General features: G+C 49.4%; 13 protein-coding genes and 1 tRNA gene. All 14 read left to right on the forward strand.

Features of this window, described 5'->3' with window-relative positions; translation table 11 throughout:
• The first annotated feature begins 157 nt into the window (after nucleotides 1-157).
• Nucleotides 158-1,246, forward strand: coding sequence for an ABC transporter substrate-binding protein (locus ACL9RG_RS04185; protein ID WP_422791583.1), 1,089 nt, complete (start codon nucleotides 158-160; stop codon nucleotides 1,244-1,246).
• 82 nt (nucleotides 1,247-1,328) lie between these two features.
• Nucleotides 1,329-3,098 (forward strand): ABC transporter permease, encoded by a 1,770-nt coding sequence (locus tag ACL9RG_RS04190; protein ID WP_422791335.1) that lies wholly within the window; start codon nucleotides 1,329-1,331, stop codon nucleotides 3,096-3,098.
• Entirely contained in the window at nucleotides 3,091-4,161 is a 1,071-nt protein-coding gene (locus ACL9RG_RS04195; protein ID WP_422791336.1) for an ABC transporter ATP-binding protein, read from the forward strand. Before ACL9RG_RS04190 ends, ACL9RG_RS04195 begins: the two co-directional genes overlap by 8 nt.
• Nucleotides 4,162-4,283: 122 nt before the next feature.
• Nucleotides 4,284-4,748 (forward strand): MarR family winged helix-turn-helix transcriptional regulator, encoded by a 465-nt coding sequence (locus ACL9RG_RS04200; protein WP_422791337.1) that lies wholly within the window; start codon nucleotides 4,284-4,286, stop codon nucleotides 4,746-4,748.
• Between the two features lie 139 nt (nucleotides 4,749-4,887).
• Nucleotides 4,888-5,313, forward strand: a complete 426-nt coding sequence (locus ACL9RG_RS04205; protein ID WP_422791338.1) for an organic hydroperoxide resistance protein — start codon at nucleotides 4,888-4,890, stop codon at nucleotides 5,311-5,313.
• Between the two features lie 230 nt (nucleotides 5,314-5,543).
• Nucleotides 5,544-5,620: transfer RNA gene (locus tag ACL9RG_RS04210), tRNA-Pro, on the forward strand.
• 739 nt (nucleotides 5,621-6,359) lie between these two features.
• Nucleotides 6,360-7,967 (forward strand): dipeptide ABC transporter periplasmic-binding protein DppA, encoded by a 1,608-nt coding sequence (dppA, locus tag ACL9RG_RS04215; protein ID WP_422791339.1) that lies wholly within the window; start codon nucleotides 6,360-6,362, stop codon nucleotides 7,965-7,967.
• Between the two features lie 153 nt (nucleotides 7,968-8,120).
• On the forward strand, nucleotides 8,121-9,140 hold the full coding sequence (gene dppB, locus ACL9RG_RS04220; protein ID WP_422791340.1) for a dipeptide ABC transporter permease DppB: 1,020 nt from the start codon (nucleotides 8,121-8,123) through the stop codon (nucleotides 9,138-9,140).
• An 11-nt stretch (nucleotides 9,141-9,151) separates the two neighbouring features.
• Nucleotides 9,152-10,066: a dipeptide ABC transporter permease DppC gene (dppC, locus tag ACL9RG_RS04225; RefSeq protein WP_422791341.1), complete on the forward strand. Its 915-nt coding sequence runs from the start codon at nucleotides 9,152-9,154 to the stop codon at nucleotides 10,064-10,066.
• Nucleotides 10,067-10,076: 10 nt separating this feature from the next.
• Nucleotides 10,077-11,099 (forward strand): dipeptide ABC transporter ATP-binding protein, encoded by a 1,023-nt coding sequence (gene dppD / locus ACL9RG_RS04230; protein ID WP_422791342.1) that lies wholly within the window; start codon nucleotides 10,077-10,079, stop codon nucleotides 11,097-11,099.
• Entirely contained in the window at nucleotides 11,089-12,099 is a 1,011-nt protein-coding gene (gene dppF, locus ACL9RG_RS04235; RefSeq protein ID WP_422791343.1) for a dipeptide ABC transporter ATP-binding subunit DppF, read from the forward strand. The genes dppD and dppF overlap by 11 nt, the downstream gene beginning before the upstream one ends.
• Nucleotides 12,100-12,394: 295 nt before the next feature.
• The gene (hmsP, locus tag ACL9RG_RS04240) at nucleotides 12,395-14,374 is read left to right on the forward strand and encodes a biofilm formation regulator HmsP (protein WP_422791584.1); all 1,980 of its coding nucleotides are present in this window, start codon (nucleotides 12,395-12,397) and stop codon (nucleotides 14,372-14,374) included.
• A 212-nt stretch (nucleotides 14,375-14,586) separates the two neighbouring features.
• A complete protein-coding gene (locus ACL9RG_RS04245; RefSeq protein WP_422791344.1) occupies nucleotides 14,587-15,882 on the forward strand; it encodes a dicarboxylate/amino acid:cation symporter in 1,296 nt (431 codons plus the stop codon).
• 429 nt (nucleotides 15,883-16,311) lie between these two features.
• Nucleotides 16,312-17,823, forward strand: a complete 1,512-nt coding sequence (locus tag ACL9RG_RS04250) for a M16 family metallopeptidase (RefSeq protein ID WP_422791345.1) — start codon at nucleotides 16,312-16,314, stop codon at nucleotides 17,821-17,823.
• Nucleotides 17,824-18,183: the final 360 nt, after the last annotated feature.

Here is an 18,183-nt window from a genome sequence, read left to right on the forward strand (position 1 = left end):
TGCTTGCGTAAACGGCCCCAATCTCTCATCTGTTATTGCCTAAAAATCGCCCAGCCTCACAAAACTGAAAGATAAAAATTCGCCGCCATTGCTTAAGTCATTGCATCAACTATATGTTTATTTTTAATTTACAAAATGTAACTGGGAGTTAGAAATGATGTTAAAAAAATTCAGCATGACAACAATGGCGATGGCCGTACTGATTTCTGCCCCGGCTTTTGCTCAGTTCCCTGAGGGCTATCCCGCCGATTATCAGAAGGTTGTCGATGGCGCGAAAAAAGAGGGGAAAGTCGTGGTCTATTCGACCACCGATCTGAAAGCGGCCGCCCCGCTGATCCAAGGGTTTGAAACGCTGTATCCGGGCATCAAGGTCGAATACAACGACATGAACAGTACCGAATTGTACAACCGTTACATCAGTGAACAGGCATCCGGTAGCAGTAGCGGGGATGTGGTGTGGAGTTCATCGATGGATACGGCGCTGAAACTGGCGACAGATTATGCTCAGGAATATGCCTCGCCTGAGCTGGGTAAATTACCGAAATGGGCAGTATGGAAAGAAAAGGCTTATGGCACTAGCTATGAACCACTGGTGTTTATCTATAACAAACGGTTGATCACGGCCGGTGAAGTGCCCGACTCACATACTGCGCTGGCTAAACTGGTTTCCGGCGATCCACAGAGATTTAAAAAGAAGGTGACGACCTACGATATTGAAAAATCGGGCGTCGGATTTATGTTGTCGGTGATGGATTCGAAGGATGACCCCAACTACTTCGCGACGTTGGCCGATATCGCTAAGGGCGGGCTGGTGGTGCAATCGTCTACCGGCACCATGATGGAACGGGTGTCATCCGGTGAAAATTTGATTGGTTTCAATATCATTGGTTCTTATGCCGAAACCCGTGCCAAAACGGATACCTCGCTTGGCATCGTTTATCCAACCGATTACACCTTGGTGTTATCTCGAGTGAGTTTTATTAGCCATCAAGCCGCACATAGCCACGCTGCTAAGTTATGGCTGGATTATATCTTGTCAGAAAAAGGCCAGAATATTTTGGCTAATCAAGTCGATATTCCGTCTATTCGCCAGGATATCGAGGGAAATAACGATGTCGATGGCTTGACTAAAAAATTGGGCAATGCGCTTAAGCCTATCCCAGTAGATGAAAGCCTGCTTGAGTACTTAGAACCGACCAAACGTTTGGAATACATCAAAAAATGGCGCGCTGCTGCCGCAAAATAAGGCAATGACCCGAGTGCGTACCAACGCTTTTGGTACGCCTCCTTTTGTATCGTCAATTGATCGTTAACCGATGGGATTCTCTATGACAGCATTGCGCAGAAAATGGCAAAGCCTGCCGCGTGGCTTAGTGGTGTTGATAACCGCTTTAGTTATCTACATTCCGTTGTCCTTTATTGTGATCCAAAGCTTCCTCTCCGCGCCTTTCTTCTCACCGGCCAAAGTACCAAGCCTTGGCGCGTTCGAATTTATTTTTAGCGATCCTGATTTTTACAAGGCGCTAAAAACCGGCTTTATTCTGGCTTTTGGTTTGGTGATTATTGCCATTCCACTGGGTGGAATTCTGGCCTTTTTGATGATCAGAACCGATTTGCCGGGCCGACGTTTTATTGAACCACTGATTCTGGTACCGATTTTTGTCTCCCCGATGGTGCTGGGTTTTGGTTATGTGGTGGCGGTTGGGCCGGTGGGTTTCTTCTCGCTATGGGCCGAATCGTGGTTCGGTTTTATTCCGTGGAATATCTATTCGATGACCAGCATCGTGATCATCGCTGGATTGACCCATGTTCCTCACGCTTATCTCTATATTTCTTCGGCGTTGCGTAGTTTAGGCTCGGATGTAGAAGAGGCGGCGCGCACGGCCGGTGCCACGCCGTTGCAGGTCATGACCGCCGTCAGTCTGCCGATGGTGCGGCCTGCGGTACTTTACGCTGGCGTGTTGCTGTTCTTCCTCGGATTGGAAGTGTTTGGTCTGATGCTGGTGCTAGGGGATTCGGAAGGCAACCTGGTGCTGGCGACCTATCTTTATCAGCTCACGAACAAACTGGGTACGCCGTCTTATCATTTGATGGCGGCGGTGGCGGTGGTACTGATTTGTATTACTGTACCTTTGGTGATGTTGCAGCGGCGTCTAATGCGCACTGCGCATCGTTTTGTCACCGTCAAAGGTAAAGCGTCGCAGGCGCGCGCGTTACCGCTGGGTAAATGGCGCTGGGTGGCCGGGGCGTTGGTGGCGTTTTGGCTGACAGTGACTATCGGTATACCGTTGATTGGTGTGGTACTGCGAGCCTTTATCTCCAACTGGGGCGTCGGCGTATCGATTTGGGATGAGCTGTCGCTTGGGACCTTCCGCACTATCTGGGAGCAGCCCAACCTGCTGCGTGCGATCGTCAACTCAATGGCTATCGGCGTTATCGGCGGGGCGTTGGCAGTAGTGTTCTACCTATTTATAGGTATCGCTATGCATCGTAAACCCGACGGCGTCACGCGCTTTCTCGATTACAGCGTATTAGTACCACGCGCGGTACCGGGATTGCTGGCGGGGTTGGCGTTCTTGTGGGTATTCCTATTCTTGCCAATGTGGCTGGATAACTCGCTGAAAGAAGGCTGGATGTCGTCACTACCGATGGCGGAATGGCTACGCGAGAACCTGGTAGTGTGGCTGCGCTCGTTACGTAGCACGATTTTCAGCGTCTGGCTGGCCTATACCGTGGTGTGGATGGCTTACGGTCTGCGTTTGATCTCGTCTACGTTGTTGCAAGTGGGGCCGGAGCTGGAGGAAGCCGCGCGCAGCACTGGCGCAACGCGTGGGCAGATAACGCGCCATGTCACCATTCCTTTATCACGTTACGGCCTGATTGGTTCGTGGTTGCTGATGTTCCTGATTTTTGAACGTGAATACTCGACCGGTGTTTATCTGCTTTCGCCGGGAACCGAAACCATCGGTTCCATGCTGGTGTCGCTATGGGCGGCTGGGGCGATTGATATTGTTGCCGCGCTCTCCTTTATTAATATCCTGCTGGTGGTATTAGGCCTGGGTATTGCCCTTCGTTTTGGAGTCAAATTACATGATTGAGCTTTCAGTAGAGAATCTGCATTTAACCTATGGCGACAATCCGGTATTAAAGGGCGTATCGATGGAGCTCAAAAAAGGCGAAGTTGTCTCGCTTTTGGGGCCATCGGGTAGTGGCAAAACCACCTTATTGCGAGCGGTTGCCGGGCTGGAAAAACCAACGCAAGGCCGGATCATTATCGGTAAGAATACGGTGTATGACGGCACATCGCGCAGTGAGATCCCGGCAGAAGAACGCAATTTGGGGTTGGTGTTCCAGTCTTACGCATTATGGCCGCATAAAACGGTGTTTGAGAACGTGGCTTACCCGCTGAAGCTACGCAAAATTGCCGCTAGCGAAATTACCCAGCGCGTACAGGCGGTGTTAGATCAGCTCGGTTTGGGACATTTAGGGCAGCGCCATCCGCATCAGTTATCCGGTGGTCAGCAACAGCGCGTAGCTATTGGCCGGGCGCTGGTCTACAACCCACCGGTTATCCTGCTTGATGAGCCGCTATCTAACCTCGATGCCAAGCTGCGCGAAGAGGCGCGAGTCTTCCTACGAGAATTGATTATCAAGCTCGGCTTATCAGCGTTGATGGTGACGCATGACCAGAACGAGGCAATGGCGATTTCTGACCGTATCTTATTGCTCAACAACGGGAAAATTGAACAACAGGGCACGCCGCAGGAAATGTACGGTTCGCCGACCAGCCTGTTTACCGCCGGTTTTATGGGTAGCAATAACAGCTTGCATGGCAAGGTGACGGAACTACGCGACGGGAAAGCCAAGATAGAGGGCAAAGATTGGGCATTGTGGGGCATCGCGCTACAGGGAGTGAGCGTTGGGCAAGAAGCAACGGCGGTGATCCGTGTCGAACGTGTGCGTATAGGTGACAATCATGACGGTAATCAGCTGGAACTACCGTTATTGACCAGTATGTACCTTGGCGATCGCTGGGAGTATTTATTCCGCACTGCCGCCGAAGATTTCGTGATCCGTGCCTATGGCCACGAACTCCGTGGACAAGATCATTGTCGTCTTTCATTGCCAGTCGATCAGCTATGGATTTTCCCGAAGGCTTAAGGTACATGATAAGGCCTATTGTGGGCCTTATTTTTATGTAGCCCGGGAAAGCATCAGTGGCAGAAGTGCAAAATATGTAAAACTGCTTGCGATAATATCGCGTGCTATATATATTCTTGCTCATGAACAAGAAAACTGATGCCGTATCTCAATCTACTAACGCACTGCATCTTGACCAGCAGATGTGTTTTGCACTTTATTCTGCCAATCTGGCGCTGAATAAAGTTTATCGTAAGCTGTTAAGTCAGTTGGATCTGACGTACCCACAATATCTGGTGATGCTGGTGTTGTGGCAGCAAGATGAGTTGATTGTGTCAGATATTGGCGAGAAGCTATTTCTCGATTCCGCGACGTTAACGCCGCTGCTTAAGCGCCTGGAAACTGCCGGTTTATTAGTGCGCCGTCGCGCGCAGTCTGATGAGCGCCAGGTGGTGATTTCGTTGACCGAGCAAGGCCGTGCGCTGCAAGAAAATGCACGTAGCATTCCAGAAGCTATTGCCTGTGCTGCCGAGTGCAGCATTGAAGAAGTCACTGCTATCAAGCAGCAGTTACAGATTCTGCGCGGCAAGTTGCACCAGCATATCTGAGGCTGTTTAGCGGCCTCAGTTCGCAAAATTAAATAATCAGGTATGCAATTATTCGTATGCCTGCTACAGTTAAATATATCGCAGGCGATTTAATCGCGTGATTTATTTGCTAACCCCTAGAGCTTAAAAGGAACACATTATGTCTATTGAACAAGTTGTTTACCGCGCCCATGCAACTGCTACCGGTGGTCGTGATGGCCGTGCGACTTCATCTGATGGCGTACTGGATGTGAAACTGGGCCTGCCGAAAGAGATGGGCGGCGCTGGCGGTGAAGTTTCTAACCCAGAGCAACTGTTTGCTGCGGGTTATTCGGCATGCTTCCTTGGCGCTCTGAAGCACGTTGCTTCACTGGAAAAAGTTCGCATTCCTGCCGATGCTAAAATTGACGGCGCTGTTGGTATCGGTGCAATCCCCGGTGGTTTCGGAATTGAAGTGCAACTGGACATCACCCTGCCAGGCATCGAGCGCAGCGTAGCAGAAGACTTGGTTGCCAAAGCGCACCAGGTTTGCCCGTACTCCAACGCAACCCGTGGCAACATCGACGTCACCTTGAACGTTAAATAATAACTTGAACGTTAAATAATAAAGAGTAGCTGTGTCTGCACTACCCTTGTTAACAAGACCGCTGCGGCGGTCTTTTTTGTTTTTATTATTCGTTATGTACTAAAAGCGCTGCACATTTGGGCAACGACCGGGCATTTTGCCCGCAAAAGGCGTTTTTATAGACAATCAGTATGTTTGCGATAATAAAGGCATTGACGCCCAGATAGCTCAGCAGTAAGATGCGCCCCACTCGGCGAGTAGCGCAGCTTGGTAGCGCAACTGGTTTGGGACCAGTGGGTCGGAGGTTCGAATCCTCTCTCGCCGACCACATTCCCAAGTTTCAGATAAAATTATTTATTTGAGACTGATAAAAAACCCGCAGGTTTCTGACCTGCGGGTTTTTTATTGCCTGTTATTTACCCTTTCGTGATGCACATAACCCCAATTGCCGATCGGCTTCGCCATCATTATTGAGGCGAATAATGTGCGGCTATCCATGATAAATATGCTGAGCAATTTGATCTTTTCCGCTGCGAACATAGTGATGTTCATTCCTTTATTTTTGCGTACTCGGCAGCATTTTCAGCTGGATTTTACGGTATCACTACGTTAACTGTTTAGATAATCGTCATTTCGCCATAAATTTTATCGTCTTTTTTTCAAGGGTTATAGTCTGGCCTTCCGCAGTTTATTTGGCATTAAATATGGTTTTTATTGCTAGTCGTATAATTTTCATCCTGCAAATGTAATGAAGGTGTTTTTTTATGTTTGTTTGCTGTGACTCACACTCTTTGTAAATGCCTGATGGTTATATTGACGACACCGATCAGAGTTGCCAAATTGATACCACAGGTTTATCCAGATGGTTCTTCCGGTAATTATTTGTATCTCTATTTGAGTATCTATTTTGTCGGAATATCTCTGCAACGTGTGCCCAACGTTTAAGACAATGCCTGCTTTCAGCTAATCGGGCCAACAGCGCTATCCGTAAATAAAAAATAAAGGATTGCGCGAAGCTGAAAACCAACACACACATCCACATCACCATGATAAATGGAGCACAAGCGATGACAATTTCCTTGGGAAAAACCGGGATGCTGAAGTTCGGTATCGGTTTGGTTGCCCTGACTATAGCTGCCAGCGTTCAAGCCAAAACATTAGTTTATTGTTCTGAAGCCTCGCCTGAAGGGTTTAACCCGCAGCTGTTTACTACTGGCACCACTTATGATGCTAGCTCCGTACCTATCTATAACCGTCTGGTTGAGTTCAAAGTCGGTACTACCGAAGTTATCCCTGGTCTGGCTGAGAAATGGGAAGTTAGCCCAGATGGTAAAACGTATACCTTCCATTTACGCCATGGCGTGAAGTGGCAATCGAACAAAGATTTTAAGCCAACGCGTGATTTTAACGCTGATGACGTGGTGTTCTCTTTTGAACGTCAAAAAGATAAAGCTAATCCATACAACAAAGTGTCTGGCGGCAGCTATGAATACTTTGATGGCATGGGAATGGGCGATTTGATCGGTAAAATCGTTAAGGTTGATGATTACACCGTCCAGTTCGAATTAACCAAACCTTCAGCACCATTCCTGGCTGATTTGGCGATGGACTTCGCTTCCATCTTGTCGGGCGAATATGCCGACAACATGCTTAAAGCCGGTACGCCACAGAAAGTTGACCTGAACCCAATCGGCACCGGTCCGTTTGAACTGGTGCAGTACCAGAAAGACTCGCGCATTCTGTATAAAGCCTTTGATGGTTTCTGGGGTACCAAGCCGAAAATCGATCGTCTGGTCTTCTCCATCACGCCTGATGCGTCAATCCGTTATGCCAAGCTGCAGAAAAACGAATGTCAGGTGATGGCGTTCCCTAACCCGGCAGATTTAGCGGCAATGAAGCAAGATAAGTCCATCAACTTGATGCAAGAACCAGGTCTGAACGTTGGCTATCTGGCATTCAATACTGAGAAAAAACCGTTAGATAACGTGAAAGTGCGTCAAGCACTGACTTTGGCTGTTAATAAGAAAGCCATTATCGATGCGGTTTATCAAGGTGCAGGCCAAGCGGCGAAAAACCTGATCCCACCGACTATGTGGAGCTACAACAAGGATGTGGTTGATTATCCATATGACCCAGCGAAGGCTAAAGAACTGCTGAAAGAAGCGGGCTTGCCAAACGGTTTCACCACCGATATCTGGGCAATGCCAGTACAGCGTCCTTACAACCCGAACGCACGCCGTATGGCAGAGATGATTCAGGCCGACTGGGCGAAAATTGGCGTGAAAGCCAATATCGTCACTTACGAGTGGGGCGAATACCTCAAGCGTGCTAAGAACGGCGAACATCAGACGGTCATGATGGGTTGGACTGGCGACAATGGGGACCCGGATAACTTCTTCGCGACCCTGTTTAGCTGCCAGGCCGCTAAAGATGGCTCGAACTACTCACGCTGGTGTGACAAGTCGTTTGATAACCTGATCGGTCCAGCAAGTGAAGAATCAGATCACGCCAAACGTGTTGCGCTGTACCAGCAGGCTCAAGTTGTGATGCACGATCAGGCGCCTGCTTTGATCGTTGCTCACTCCACTGTGTATGAGCCAGTGCGTAAAGAAGTGAAAGGCTACGTGGTTGATCCACTTGGCAAACATAACTTTGCGAACGTTTCTCTGGACTAACCGTCCCTGAAAGCTCGTGAGCGAATAGGTGTTTTCAACGTTCACGAGTCTTTCTCTACAGCCTCAGATTTCTGCGTTTATTAAGCAATGTGAGCTAACAATAAGCCCGGTGAGCTACGGTTCCCCGGGCATTTTATACAGAGAGTACGGGATATGTTTCAATTCATACTCCGACGTTTGGGGTTAGTGATCCCAACGTTTATCGGCATTACTTTGCTGACTTTTGCCTTCGTGCACATGATTCCAGGCGACCCAGTAACCATTATGGCCGGCGAGCGCGGTGTTTCTCCCGAGCGTCACGCCCAGCTAATGGCACAAATGGGCCTCGATAAGCCGCTTTACCAACAATACTTCGTCTATGTGAAAGGGGTATTACACGGCGATTTAGGGATCTCGTTAAGTAGCCGCACCCCGGTCTGGAGCGAGTTCGTTCCCCGCTTTAAAGCGACGCTGGAATTGGGGATCTGCGCGATGATCTTTGCCATGCTGGTCGGTATTCCCGTTGGGGTGCTGGCAGCGGTAAAACGCGGTTCCATCTTTGATCACACCGCCGTTGGCATTTCTCTGACCGGTTATTCCATGCCGATATTCTGGTGGGGGATCATGCTGGTTATGCTGGTGTCGGTGCACCTTAACCTCACTCCTGTCTCAGGAAGGCTGAGCGACGCAGTCTTTTTAGATGACAGTAAACCGCTGACAGGCTTTGTACTCATTGACTCGCTGCTATGGGGTGAACCCGGCGATTTCAAAGACGCTGTTATGCATATGATTTTGCCTGCCATTGTGCTGGGGACTATTCCGCTGGCGGTGATTGTGCGTATGACCCGCTCTTCCATGTTGGAAGTGCTGGGCGAGGATTATATCCGTACCGCTCGTGCCAAGGGGCTGAGCCGTATGCGAGTCATCGTCGTTCACGCGTTGCGTAATGCCATGCTACCGGTAGTGACGGTGATTGGGTTGCAGGTGGGAACGTTACTCGGTGGTGCCATTTTAACCGAAACCATCTTCTCGTGGCCGGGCGTTGGACGCTGGCTGATCGAGGCATTGCAGCGCCGTGACTACCCGGTGGTGCAAGGTGGCGTATTGTTGATCGCCTCGCTGATTATTCTGGTTAACCTGCTGGTAGATGTGCTGTACGGCATCGTTAACCCGCGTATTCGTCATCATAAATAAGGGAGCGCAACATGTCTCAAGTTACTGAACCTGTGAGCGCTGAAGTCGTGACGGGTGCGCCAACGCCAATGCCTCCAATGCAGGAATTTTGGCACTATTTTAAACGCAACAAGGGTGCGGTGATCGGGCTGGTTTATATCATCATCATGTTGGTGATGGCGATTGGTGCCAATTTACTCGCACCACACGGCCCGGCAGAGCAGTTCCGTGATGCGTTACTTAAACCACCGGCTTGGATGGAAGGCGGCAGTTGGAAGTTTGTCCTGGGTACTGACGATGTCGGTCGCGATATCCTCAGTCGCTTGATGTACGGCGCCCGTCTGTCGCTGTTGGTTGGTTGTTTAGTGGTGGTGCTGTCGTTGATTCTTGGCGTGGTACTTGGCTTATTAGCCGGTTATTACGGTGGGGTGATCGACGCCGCTATTATGCGTGTCGTGGATATCATGCTGGCCTTGCCAAGCCTACTGTTGGCGTTGGTGTTGGTGGCTATTTTTGGACCATCGATTGTCAATGCGTCGTTAGCGCTGACGTTCGTTGCCTTACCACACTATGTTCGGTTGACTCGTGCTGCGGTATTAGTTGAGGTGAATCGCGATTACGTGACGGCTTCTCGTGTCGCAGGGGCCAGCGCAACGCGTCAGATGTTTATCAATATTTTGCCCAACTGTCTGGCACCGCTGATTGTTCAAGCGTCTCTTGGTTTCTCTAACGCCATTCTTGATATGGCGGCTCTCGGCTTCCTCGGCATGGGCGCCCAGCCGCCAACGCCTGAGTGGGGCACAATGCTGTCCGATGTATTGCAGTTTGCACAAAGCGCGTGGTGGGTTGTGACCTTCCCGGGTGTGATCATTCTGCTGACGGTACTGGCATTTAACCTAATGGGTGATGGCTTGCGTGATGCCCTCGACCCGAAACTCAAGCAGTAAGGGGCGAGAGATGGAAACCACGTTAATCAATGAAGTACCGGTCGGCAAAACCTTGCTGACTGTTGACCAGCTTTCGGTTCACTTTGGTGATGAAAAAGCGCCTTTCCGCGCCGTTGATCGCATTAGTTATAGCGTCAAGCAGGGCGAAGTTGTTGGCATTGTTGGTGAGTCTGGTTCAGGCAAATCGGTTAGCTCGTTGGCCTTGATGGGGCTTATCGACTTTCCCGGCAAAGTGATGGCCGAACAGCTAGAGTTTGGCGGTCGCGACTTGCAAAAAATGGGTGAAAAAGAGCGTCGGCAGATTGTGGGTGCCGAAGTCGCGATGATCTTCCAAGACCCAATGACCAGCCTTAACCCTTGCTACACCGTTGGTTTCCAGATTATGGAAGCCATCAAGGTACACCAGGGTGGCAACAAGAAAACTCGTCGTCAGCGCACCATCGATTTGCTGACCCAGGTCGGTATTCCTGACCCAGCATCGCGTCTGGATGTTTATCCGCACCAGCTTTCCGGTGGTATGAGTCAGCGCATCATGATTGCGATGGCGATTGCCTGCCGTCCTAAGCTGCTGATTGCTGATGAACCTACCACGGCGTTGGATGTGACCATTCAGGCACAGATCATCGAGCTGTTACTGGATTTGCAGCAAAAAGAGAACATGGCACTGATGCTGATCACGCACGATTTAGCGCTGGTTGCCGAAGCGGCACAGCACATTATCGTGATGTACGCCGGACAGGTGGTTGAGACCGGTGAAGCCGCTGAGATTTTCCGCGCACCGCGTCATCCTTATACCCAGGCGTTGCTGCGTTCGTTGCCGGAATTTGCTGCTGATAAAGCGCGTTTGCAATCTTTGCCGGGCGTTGTGCCGGGCAAATACGACCGTCCGAACGGTTGTTTGCTCAACCCACGCTGTCCGTATGCGAACGATCGCTGCCGTAAAGAAGAGCCGACGCTACGGGGTAACCCTGGGCGTCAGTCCAAGTGCCATTATCCGTTGGATGATGCCGGGAGACCTACTTATGAGTCTTAATCAAACCTCTGCGTCGCAGCCGCTGTTGCAGGCTATCGATCTGAAAAAACATTATCCGGTGAAGAAGGGGTTATTTGCCCCAGAACGCACGGTTAAAGCACTGGACGGCGTCTCTTTTGAACTGGATCGCGGTAAAACGCTGGCGGTGGTTGGTGAGTCGGGCTGCGGCAAATCGACCTTAGGGCGCTTGCTGACCATGATCGAGACGCCAAGCCACGGTGAGCTTTATTATCAGGGGCAAGACCTGCTTAAGCCGGATGCAACCGCTGAGAAACTGCGTCGCCAGAAGATTCAGATTGTGTTCCAGAACCCTTATGGTTCTTTGAATCCACGTAAAAAAGTTGGCCAGATCCTCGAAGAACCGTTGCTGATTAACACTAAGTTGAGCAGCAAAGAGCGCCGTGATAAAGCATTAGAAATGATGGCGAAAGTGGGGCTGAAAACCGAGCATTATGACCGCTATCCGCATATGTTCTCCGGCGGCCAGCGTCAGCGTATCGCTATCGCTCGCGGGTTGATGCTAGACCCTGATGTGGTGATCGCCGATGAGCCAGTATCAGCGCTCGACGTGTCGGTCCGCGCTCAGGTATTGAACCTGATGATGGATTTACAGCGCGATATGGGCTTGTCTTACGTGTTTATTTCACACGACCTGTCAGTGGTGGAACATATTGCCGATGAAGTGATGGTGATGTATCTCGGGCGCTGTGTGGAGAAGGGGTCGAAAGATGCCATCTTCAACAACCCGCGTCATCCTTACACTCAGGCGCTGCTTTCTGCGACGCCGCGTCTCAATCCAGGAGAACGCCGCGAACGTATCAAGTTAACAGGCGAACTGCCAAGCCCACTGAATCCACCGCCAGGCTGTGCATTCAGCGCACGCTGTAGTCGGGCATTTGGACAGTGTAAGCAGTTCCAGCCGCAGCTAAAACAGCATGGCGATCAACTTGTTGCCTGCTTTGCTGTTGAGCAGGACGATATCGCGACAGCCCCAGTCTAAACCTAAAGCGCCGCCTTTATCCTGGGCGGCGCTTTCTCCTGCCTATTCATTTTCTTCGGATTGTTCCTTTTTTTACACGATCATCGCGATAAGTGAATCGTTCATTTTTTGCTGTTTACACATAGGCATCGTGTTGTTTTGTGAGATAAAGAATGGCCTTTTACTAGGTAAAGTATTGAGAAGTACCGCTTCGAACTGATTGGTATCAGGTATACTCCGCCAAGATTCTCTTAACCTGAGCGTACTGGTAAGGTATAGAGCTGTCATCGGGAGCAGTAATGATAGGAGACATATGTTGCGGGTCAGGCGTTCTTTAACGATTAAACAGATGGCTATGGTATCCGGCGTAGCGGTTGTCACCCTCTGTATTTTTATCGCCATCCAGTTGTTTCACTTTGTGCAACAACGTAAGGAGGATTACGCCCAACAATTGGAAACTATCGCCAGTTCGGTAAAAAAACCGCTTGGCCAGTCAATACTCGATGCAGATTGGGTCAGAACCCAGCACGTGCTTAATACGCTGCAATCGGTCGGGATTCTTGAACGTGCCAGCGTGATACTGCCGAATGAATTGCCAACCTTATATACCCATTTACCGTCAGGCAAGCCGGTTCCGCAATGGGTGCTCACCGGTTTTAATCTACCGCTTAAAATATCGATACCGATCTACTCGTCGACAGCCAACCAGCAATCTCCAAAGCCGCTGGCCTATCTGGTGTTGCAGGCCGATCCTTATCGTATGTACCAATTTATTATCAGCGCGCTGTCTACCATGCTGACAACCTATCTTCTGTTAGCGCTGATTCTCTCGATTAGTATTAGCTGGTGTATTAATCGTCTGATTGTTCATCCGTTGCGCGCGATTGCCCGCGAGTTGGAAGCATTACCAGAAAATGAGCTGAATTATCATCAGTTGCCGGTGCTCGCGCGTCACGAAGACGATGAATTAGGAATGTTAATCCGCAGTTATAACCGCAACCAACAATGGTTTGAGAAAAAACAGGCGCAGTTACAAGACTCGAACTTTGTTTATAGCTCTATTCCTAATGAGGAACTGTTTCTTGCAAGCCTCACCCAGCGTTTGAGCCAAGAGAAACCTTTCCATGTGATGTTGATTGGCATAGAAAGCCTGGGTGACAGCGCTAATGTGACTTGTCCGCTGATAGAAGCCATTCGCAGTGTGTTACCCGCCCATTGTCTATTGGCCCGCTTGAGTTATAACGAGTTTGCATTGCTGGCAAGTGATATTGAACGCCCGTTTATGGCAATGAAACTGGCACGGGAAATTATGGCGCAAATCAATGCGCCCAAGCTCGTAGACCAGCCATTAACGCTGCTACACCCTGCCGGCAGCATTGGTATGGTGCGATGTGATGCTCAGAGTGATTTGACGGCAATCGCGCTTGTCTCACAAGCCCGTGCGGCAAAACTTTCTGCTTATCAGCAAGGAAAAAATCAAATCCTTCTCTTTGAGCCAGATATGACGGAGATAATTCAACGTCGTCTAAGGCAAGAGAATGATGTGCTCCACATCATTATGGAAAATGACTTTGCCCTGTTTCTCCAGCCACAACTCCATCTGGAAAGTGGTCAGGTCGTGGGGGTTGAGGCTTTGCTACGCCATAAAATGCCTGATGGTAGCTTTGGTTTGGAGCGTGACTTTATTGTGCTCGCCGAACAAATGGGCGTGATGGTTCAACTAGGGTATAAAGTTCTGGAGCTGGGCTGCCGTATTCTGGCTGGTTGGCAAGCGCAGGGGATCTCCTTGCCGCTATCTGTGAATGTTTCCGGTATGCAGCTACAACAAAGCAACTTTCTGCCGGAGTTACGCAATTTGCTCAGCAGATATAAAATAGATTTAGGGCAGTTGGTGTTGGAAATCACTGAAACAGCCAAAATAACCGATTTAGATTATGCATTTAGCCTGCTGACAGAACTTCGCACGTTGGGTATCTCGATAGAGCTTGATGACTTCGGTTTAGGATTCTCTGGGTTGGAATATCTGAATCGTTTGCGAAACTTGCCGATTGATGTGATCAAAATTGGTCGGCCTTTTGTCGCCGTACTGCCGCAGGATGAGATGATGGTAAACATTATCACGTCTATTGCACATACCATGAATATCCAACTAGTCGCTGAAGGTATTGAGACACCGGAACAGCGTGATTGGCTCGTCAATCATGGTGTGATTTATGGTCAAGGCTATCTGTTTTCCCCGCCATTGCCAGTAGAAGAATTTGAAAATAAGTATCTTGCTGACATTGTCATGCAATAGGGGCATTTTCTTCGCTAGACCATCATTTGTAACATCTACTTACCTTGAATTCCTGCGTGCAGAATGCTTTCAGCTCTAGTTTTTAAACATCTGTAATTACAACCCGAAACAATTCATTTTCATCTTGTTATGTCGGTGTTACCTTCTGCTGGTCGCTTTCCTCATACGTGTTTATCACGCATAAGCGATGCCTTCATAACAGGATGACTAAAATGACAAAAAAACCTTTTTATAAGAGTCTCTACTTTCAGGTGCTGCTTGCTATCACCTTAGGTGTTCTACTTGGACACTTCTACCCAGATATAAGCGTACAGATGAAACCGTTAGGCGACGGTTTTGTGAAGTTGATTAAAATGATTATTGCCCCAGTTATTTTCTGTACGGTGGTGACGGGTATCGCCGGTATGGAAAGCATGAAAGCTGTTGGGCGCACAGGGGCGATTGCTCTGCTGTATTTCGAGGTTGTCAGTACTATTGCACTGATTATCGGCCTGGTTATTGTCAACATCGTTCAGCCGGGCGCTGGCATGAACGTTGATCCCGCAGCGCTGGATGCCAAAGCCGTGGCAATGTATGCCGAACAAGCGCAGAGCCAAGGCATTATTCCTTTCCTGTTAGATATCATCCCAGCTAGCGTGATTGGCGCGTTTGCTAGCGGTAATATCCTGCAAGTCCTGATGTTTGCCGTGCTATTTGGCTTCGCGTTGCATCGTCTGGGCGATAAAGGTCAGTTGGTTTTCAATTTTATCGATAGCTTCTCGAAAGTTATCTTCGGCATCATCAATATGATCATGCGCCTTGCGCCGTTAGGGGCTTTCGGTGCGATGGCCTTTACCATCGGCAAATATGGCGTAGGTTCATTGGTGCAGCTTGGCCAGTTGATTCTGTGCTTCTATCTGACCTGTGTATTGTTTGTGGTGGTGGTTCTGGGGCTGATTGCTCGCTTCACCGGCTTTAGCATCTTCAAGTTTATTAACCATATCAAAGAAGAGTTGCTGATTGTTCTGGGTACTTCTTCTTCTGAATCGGTCTTGCCGCGTATGCTCGACAAAATGGAGAAGCTGGGCTGCAAGAAATCAGTGGTGGGTTTAGTCATCCCAACAGGTTATTCATTTAACCTCGATGGCACCTCTATTTATTTAACCATGGCGGCAGTGTTTATCGCTCAGGCGACCAATACGCACATGGATGTTTGGCATCAGGTGACCTTGTTGGTTGTGCTGCTGCTTTCTTCCAAAGGTGCAGCTGGCGTGACTGGCAGTGGCTTTATCGTTCTGGCGGCAACGCTGTCAGCGGTTGGTCATTTACCTGTTGCCGGATTGGCATTAATCCTTGGTATTGACCGCTTCATGTCTGAAGCTCGTGCGTTGACCAACCTGGTCGGCAACGGCGTGGCAACGATTGTTGTTGCTAAATGGTGTGGCCAATTAGACGAGAAACAACTGCAAGCTAGCCTGTCTGGTAAGCAAACTCTGTCTGCGGCAGAAAAAAGCGCATCACACTCCTAATCTGCAGTAATCTTTTACCGCCAGACAGAACAATGAGAGTCTGTCTGGCGGTAATCGTCCGGCCGTTTCCATCTGAATCATCGTGTTTATCGTCGTCACACTGCAAGTTGCAGAGTTGTAAGCCGATTTGTCTCTCAATTACCGCCTATCGGTACCGCGGCGTTTTTTGAGCATAGATGCGATATTTCATAACTTTCTTGATGTAACCTACGGATTATCTTAATAATATGTTGGTTTCGTTCCTGTCGACGTCATTTATTCAAGATTATTTTTATTGGCAGCGGTGACATTGGTAAAGGTTCGCTGTCTAACACAGTGCTAAACTCGCCATACTTTGCTTTCGCATTAAGACCCGATTCAATGCCATCATGGCAAACGGGCAGGATAAGCATGTTTAAATTGGAAAGAAATCTTAAGTAGGGGTTCAACATGCAGGGTACCAGAATTCGTTTACTCGTCGGTGGGGCACTATTGGCCTGCTCCGCGGTTAACGTGCAGGCTGAAGCGCTACAACCTGATCCAGCCTGGCAGCAAGGCTCATTGGATAATGGATTCAGTTGGCAATTATTGACCACGCCGCAACGCCCAAGCGATCGTACTGAGTTACGTCTAGTCGTGCGTACTGGCTCTTTAGCAGAGACCGCTCAACAGCAAGGATTTGCTCATTTTCTGCCGCGTATCTCGTTGATTCGCAGCCAAGGTTTCACTACCGCGCAATTACACTCCTTTTGGCAGCAAAGTATGGATAGTCATCGGCCTCTTACACCCGTTGTGAGCTCCTATGACTACACCTCTTATAACCTCAGCTTGCCTAATAACCGACCGGATCTGTTAAAAGAAGCCTTAACCTGGCTGGTAAACGCTGCAGGTAAAATGAATATTGATTCGGCGAATGTACAGGCCGCTTTGCAAGCGCCTCAAGACCCGATTGATGCAATGCCTGGCGATACCGCAGATGCCTGGTGGCGCTACCGCATAACCGGCTCGACGCTGGCCGGACACGATCCTTCGTTGGTACCAGCGAACCCAATTCAAGCAGACTTGCTCAGCAAATTTTATCACCAGTGGTATACGCCTGATGCGATGACGCTTTATGTGGTTGGTAATGTTGATGGTCGCAATATGGCTGAGCAGATCAACCGTACATTCTCCGTATTAAAAGGCCGCCGTGAAGCGCCGCAGACAATGCCAACGCTCGCTGATATGCAGCCGAAAGCGATGACGGTTATGGACGCGTCTGCCACACAGGATCGACTGTCTCTGATATGGAGCATGCCGTGGAAGCCGATTCAGGAATCGACGGCTTTAAATGCGTATTGGCGCAGTGATCTGGCGCGAGAAGCCTTGTTCTGGCATTTGCAGCAGTCGATGAAGAGCACCGCTGTTGCTGGGCAAGAAGCAAAGACTGACGGTATTGCGGTGCCTAACTTGAGCTTTGATTGTAGTGTGCAGTATCAAATTGCCCAATGTGCGATTCGCTTGGACAATCCACAGGAAAAAGTGCAGGAGTCGCTTAAGCAGCTAGGAACAGAGCTACTTAAAGTACGTGATAAAGGTATCACTCAGGCTGAGTTTGATACATTGATTGCGCAGAAACAGGACCAGCTCAATAAGCTGTTTGCTACTTATGCGCGTACTGATACCGGCGTATTAATGGCCCAGCGCTTACGTTCGCAACAGAACTCAGTGGTTGATATCGCCCCAGAGCAATATCAGAAGCTGCGCCAGAAGTTCTTGTCATCACTGACGCTAGAAGCACTGAATCAGGAATTGAAACAGCAATTATCACGCGAGCCTTCAATGCTGCTGACTCAACCTAAAGGCGAACCAGAAATGGACGTCCAGGGATTACAGGGAATTTACGATGCGATTATGGCACCTGCGGTGGAGGCTGCACCAGTAGCAGCACCGGCTGATGGAGCGACTACTGCGGCACAGTAAAATGATGAAGCAATGAACGTGGTTTGGGCGGTTTTGCAAAACCGGGAACGGTGTAATTTTCGGTTCTTCAAATGCGGTTATCAATGCTGCATCGTAGCCCGAACCGAGCAAAGGAACGAAGGCGCGTTCCTTTGCGATCCTGCGCCTTTTGATACTTCAACTCGGTATCCAGCGGAGGCCATGTTTCAGAAATTTCCGTTATAGCGCAAATTTCATCCCTCTGGGATACCCGGTTGCGGGGTCGAGCCAACGATAATGCTGTTGTCTCTCACCACTTGCCGGTGAAATTTTGAGTGCGCTGAGCGGCTTTTAAATCAACAGCAACAGCACAAACAGAAAAGCAGAGGCAGTTTTAGCCTT

The organism is Rouxiella sp. Mn2063 (assembly GCF_049319665.1).
Classification (GTDB): Bacteria; Pseudomonadota; Gammaproteobacteria; order Enterobacterales; family Enterobacteriaceae; genus JBMOUD01.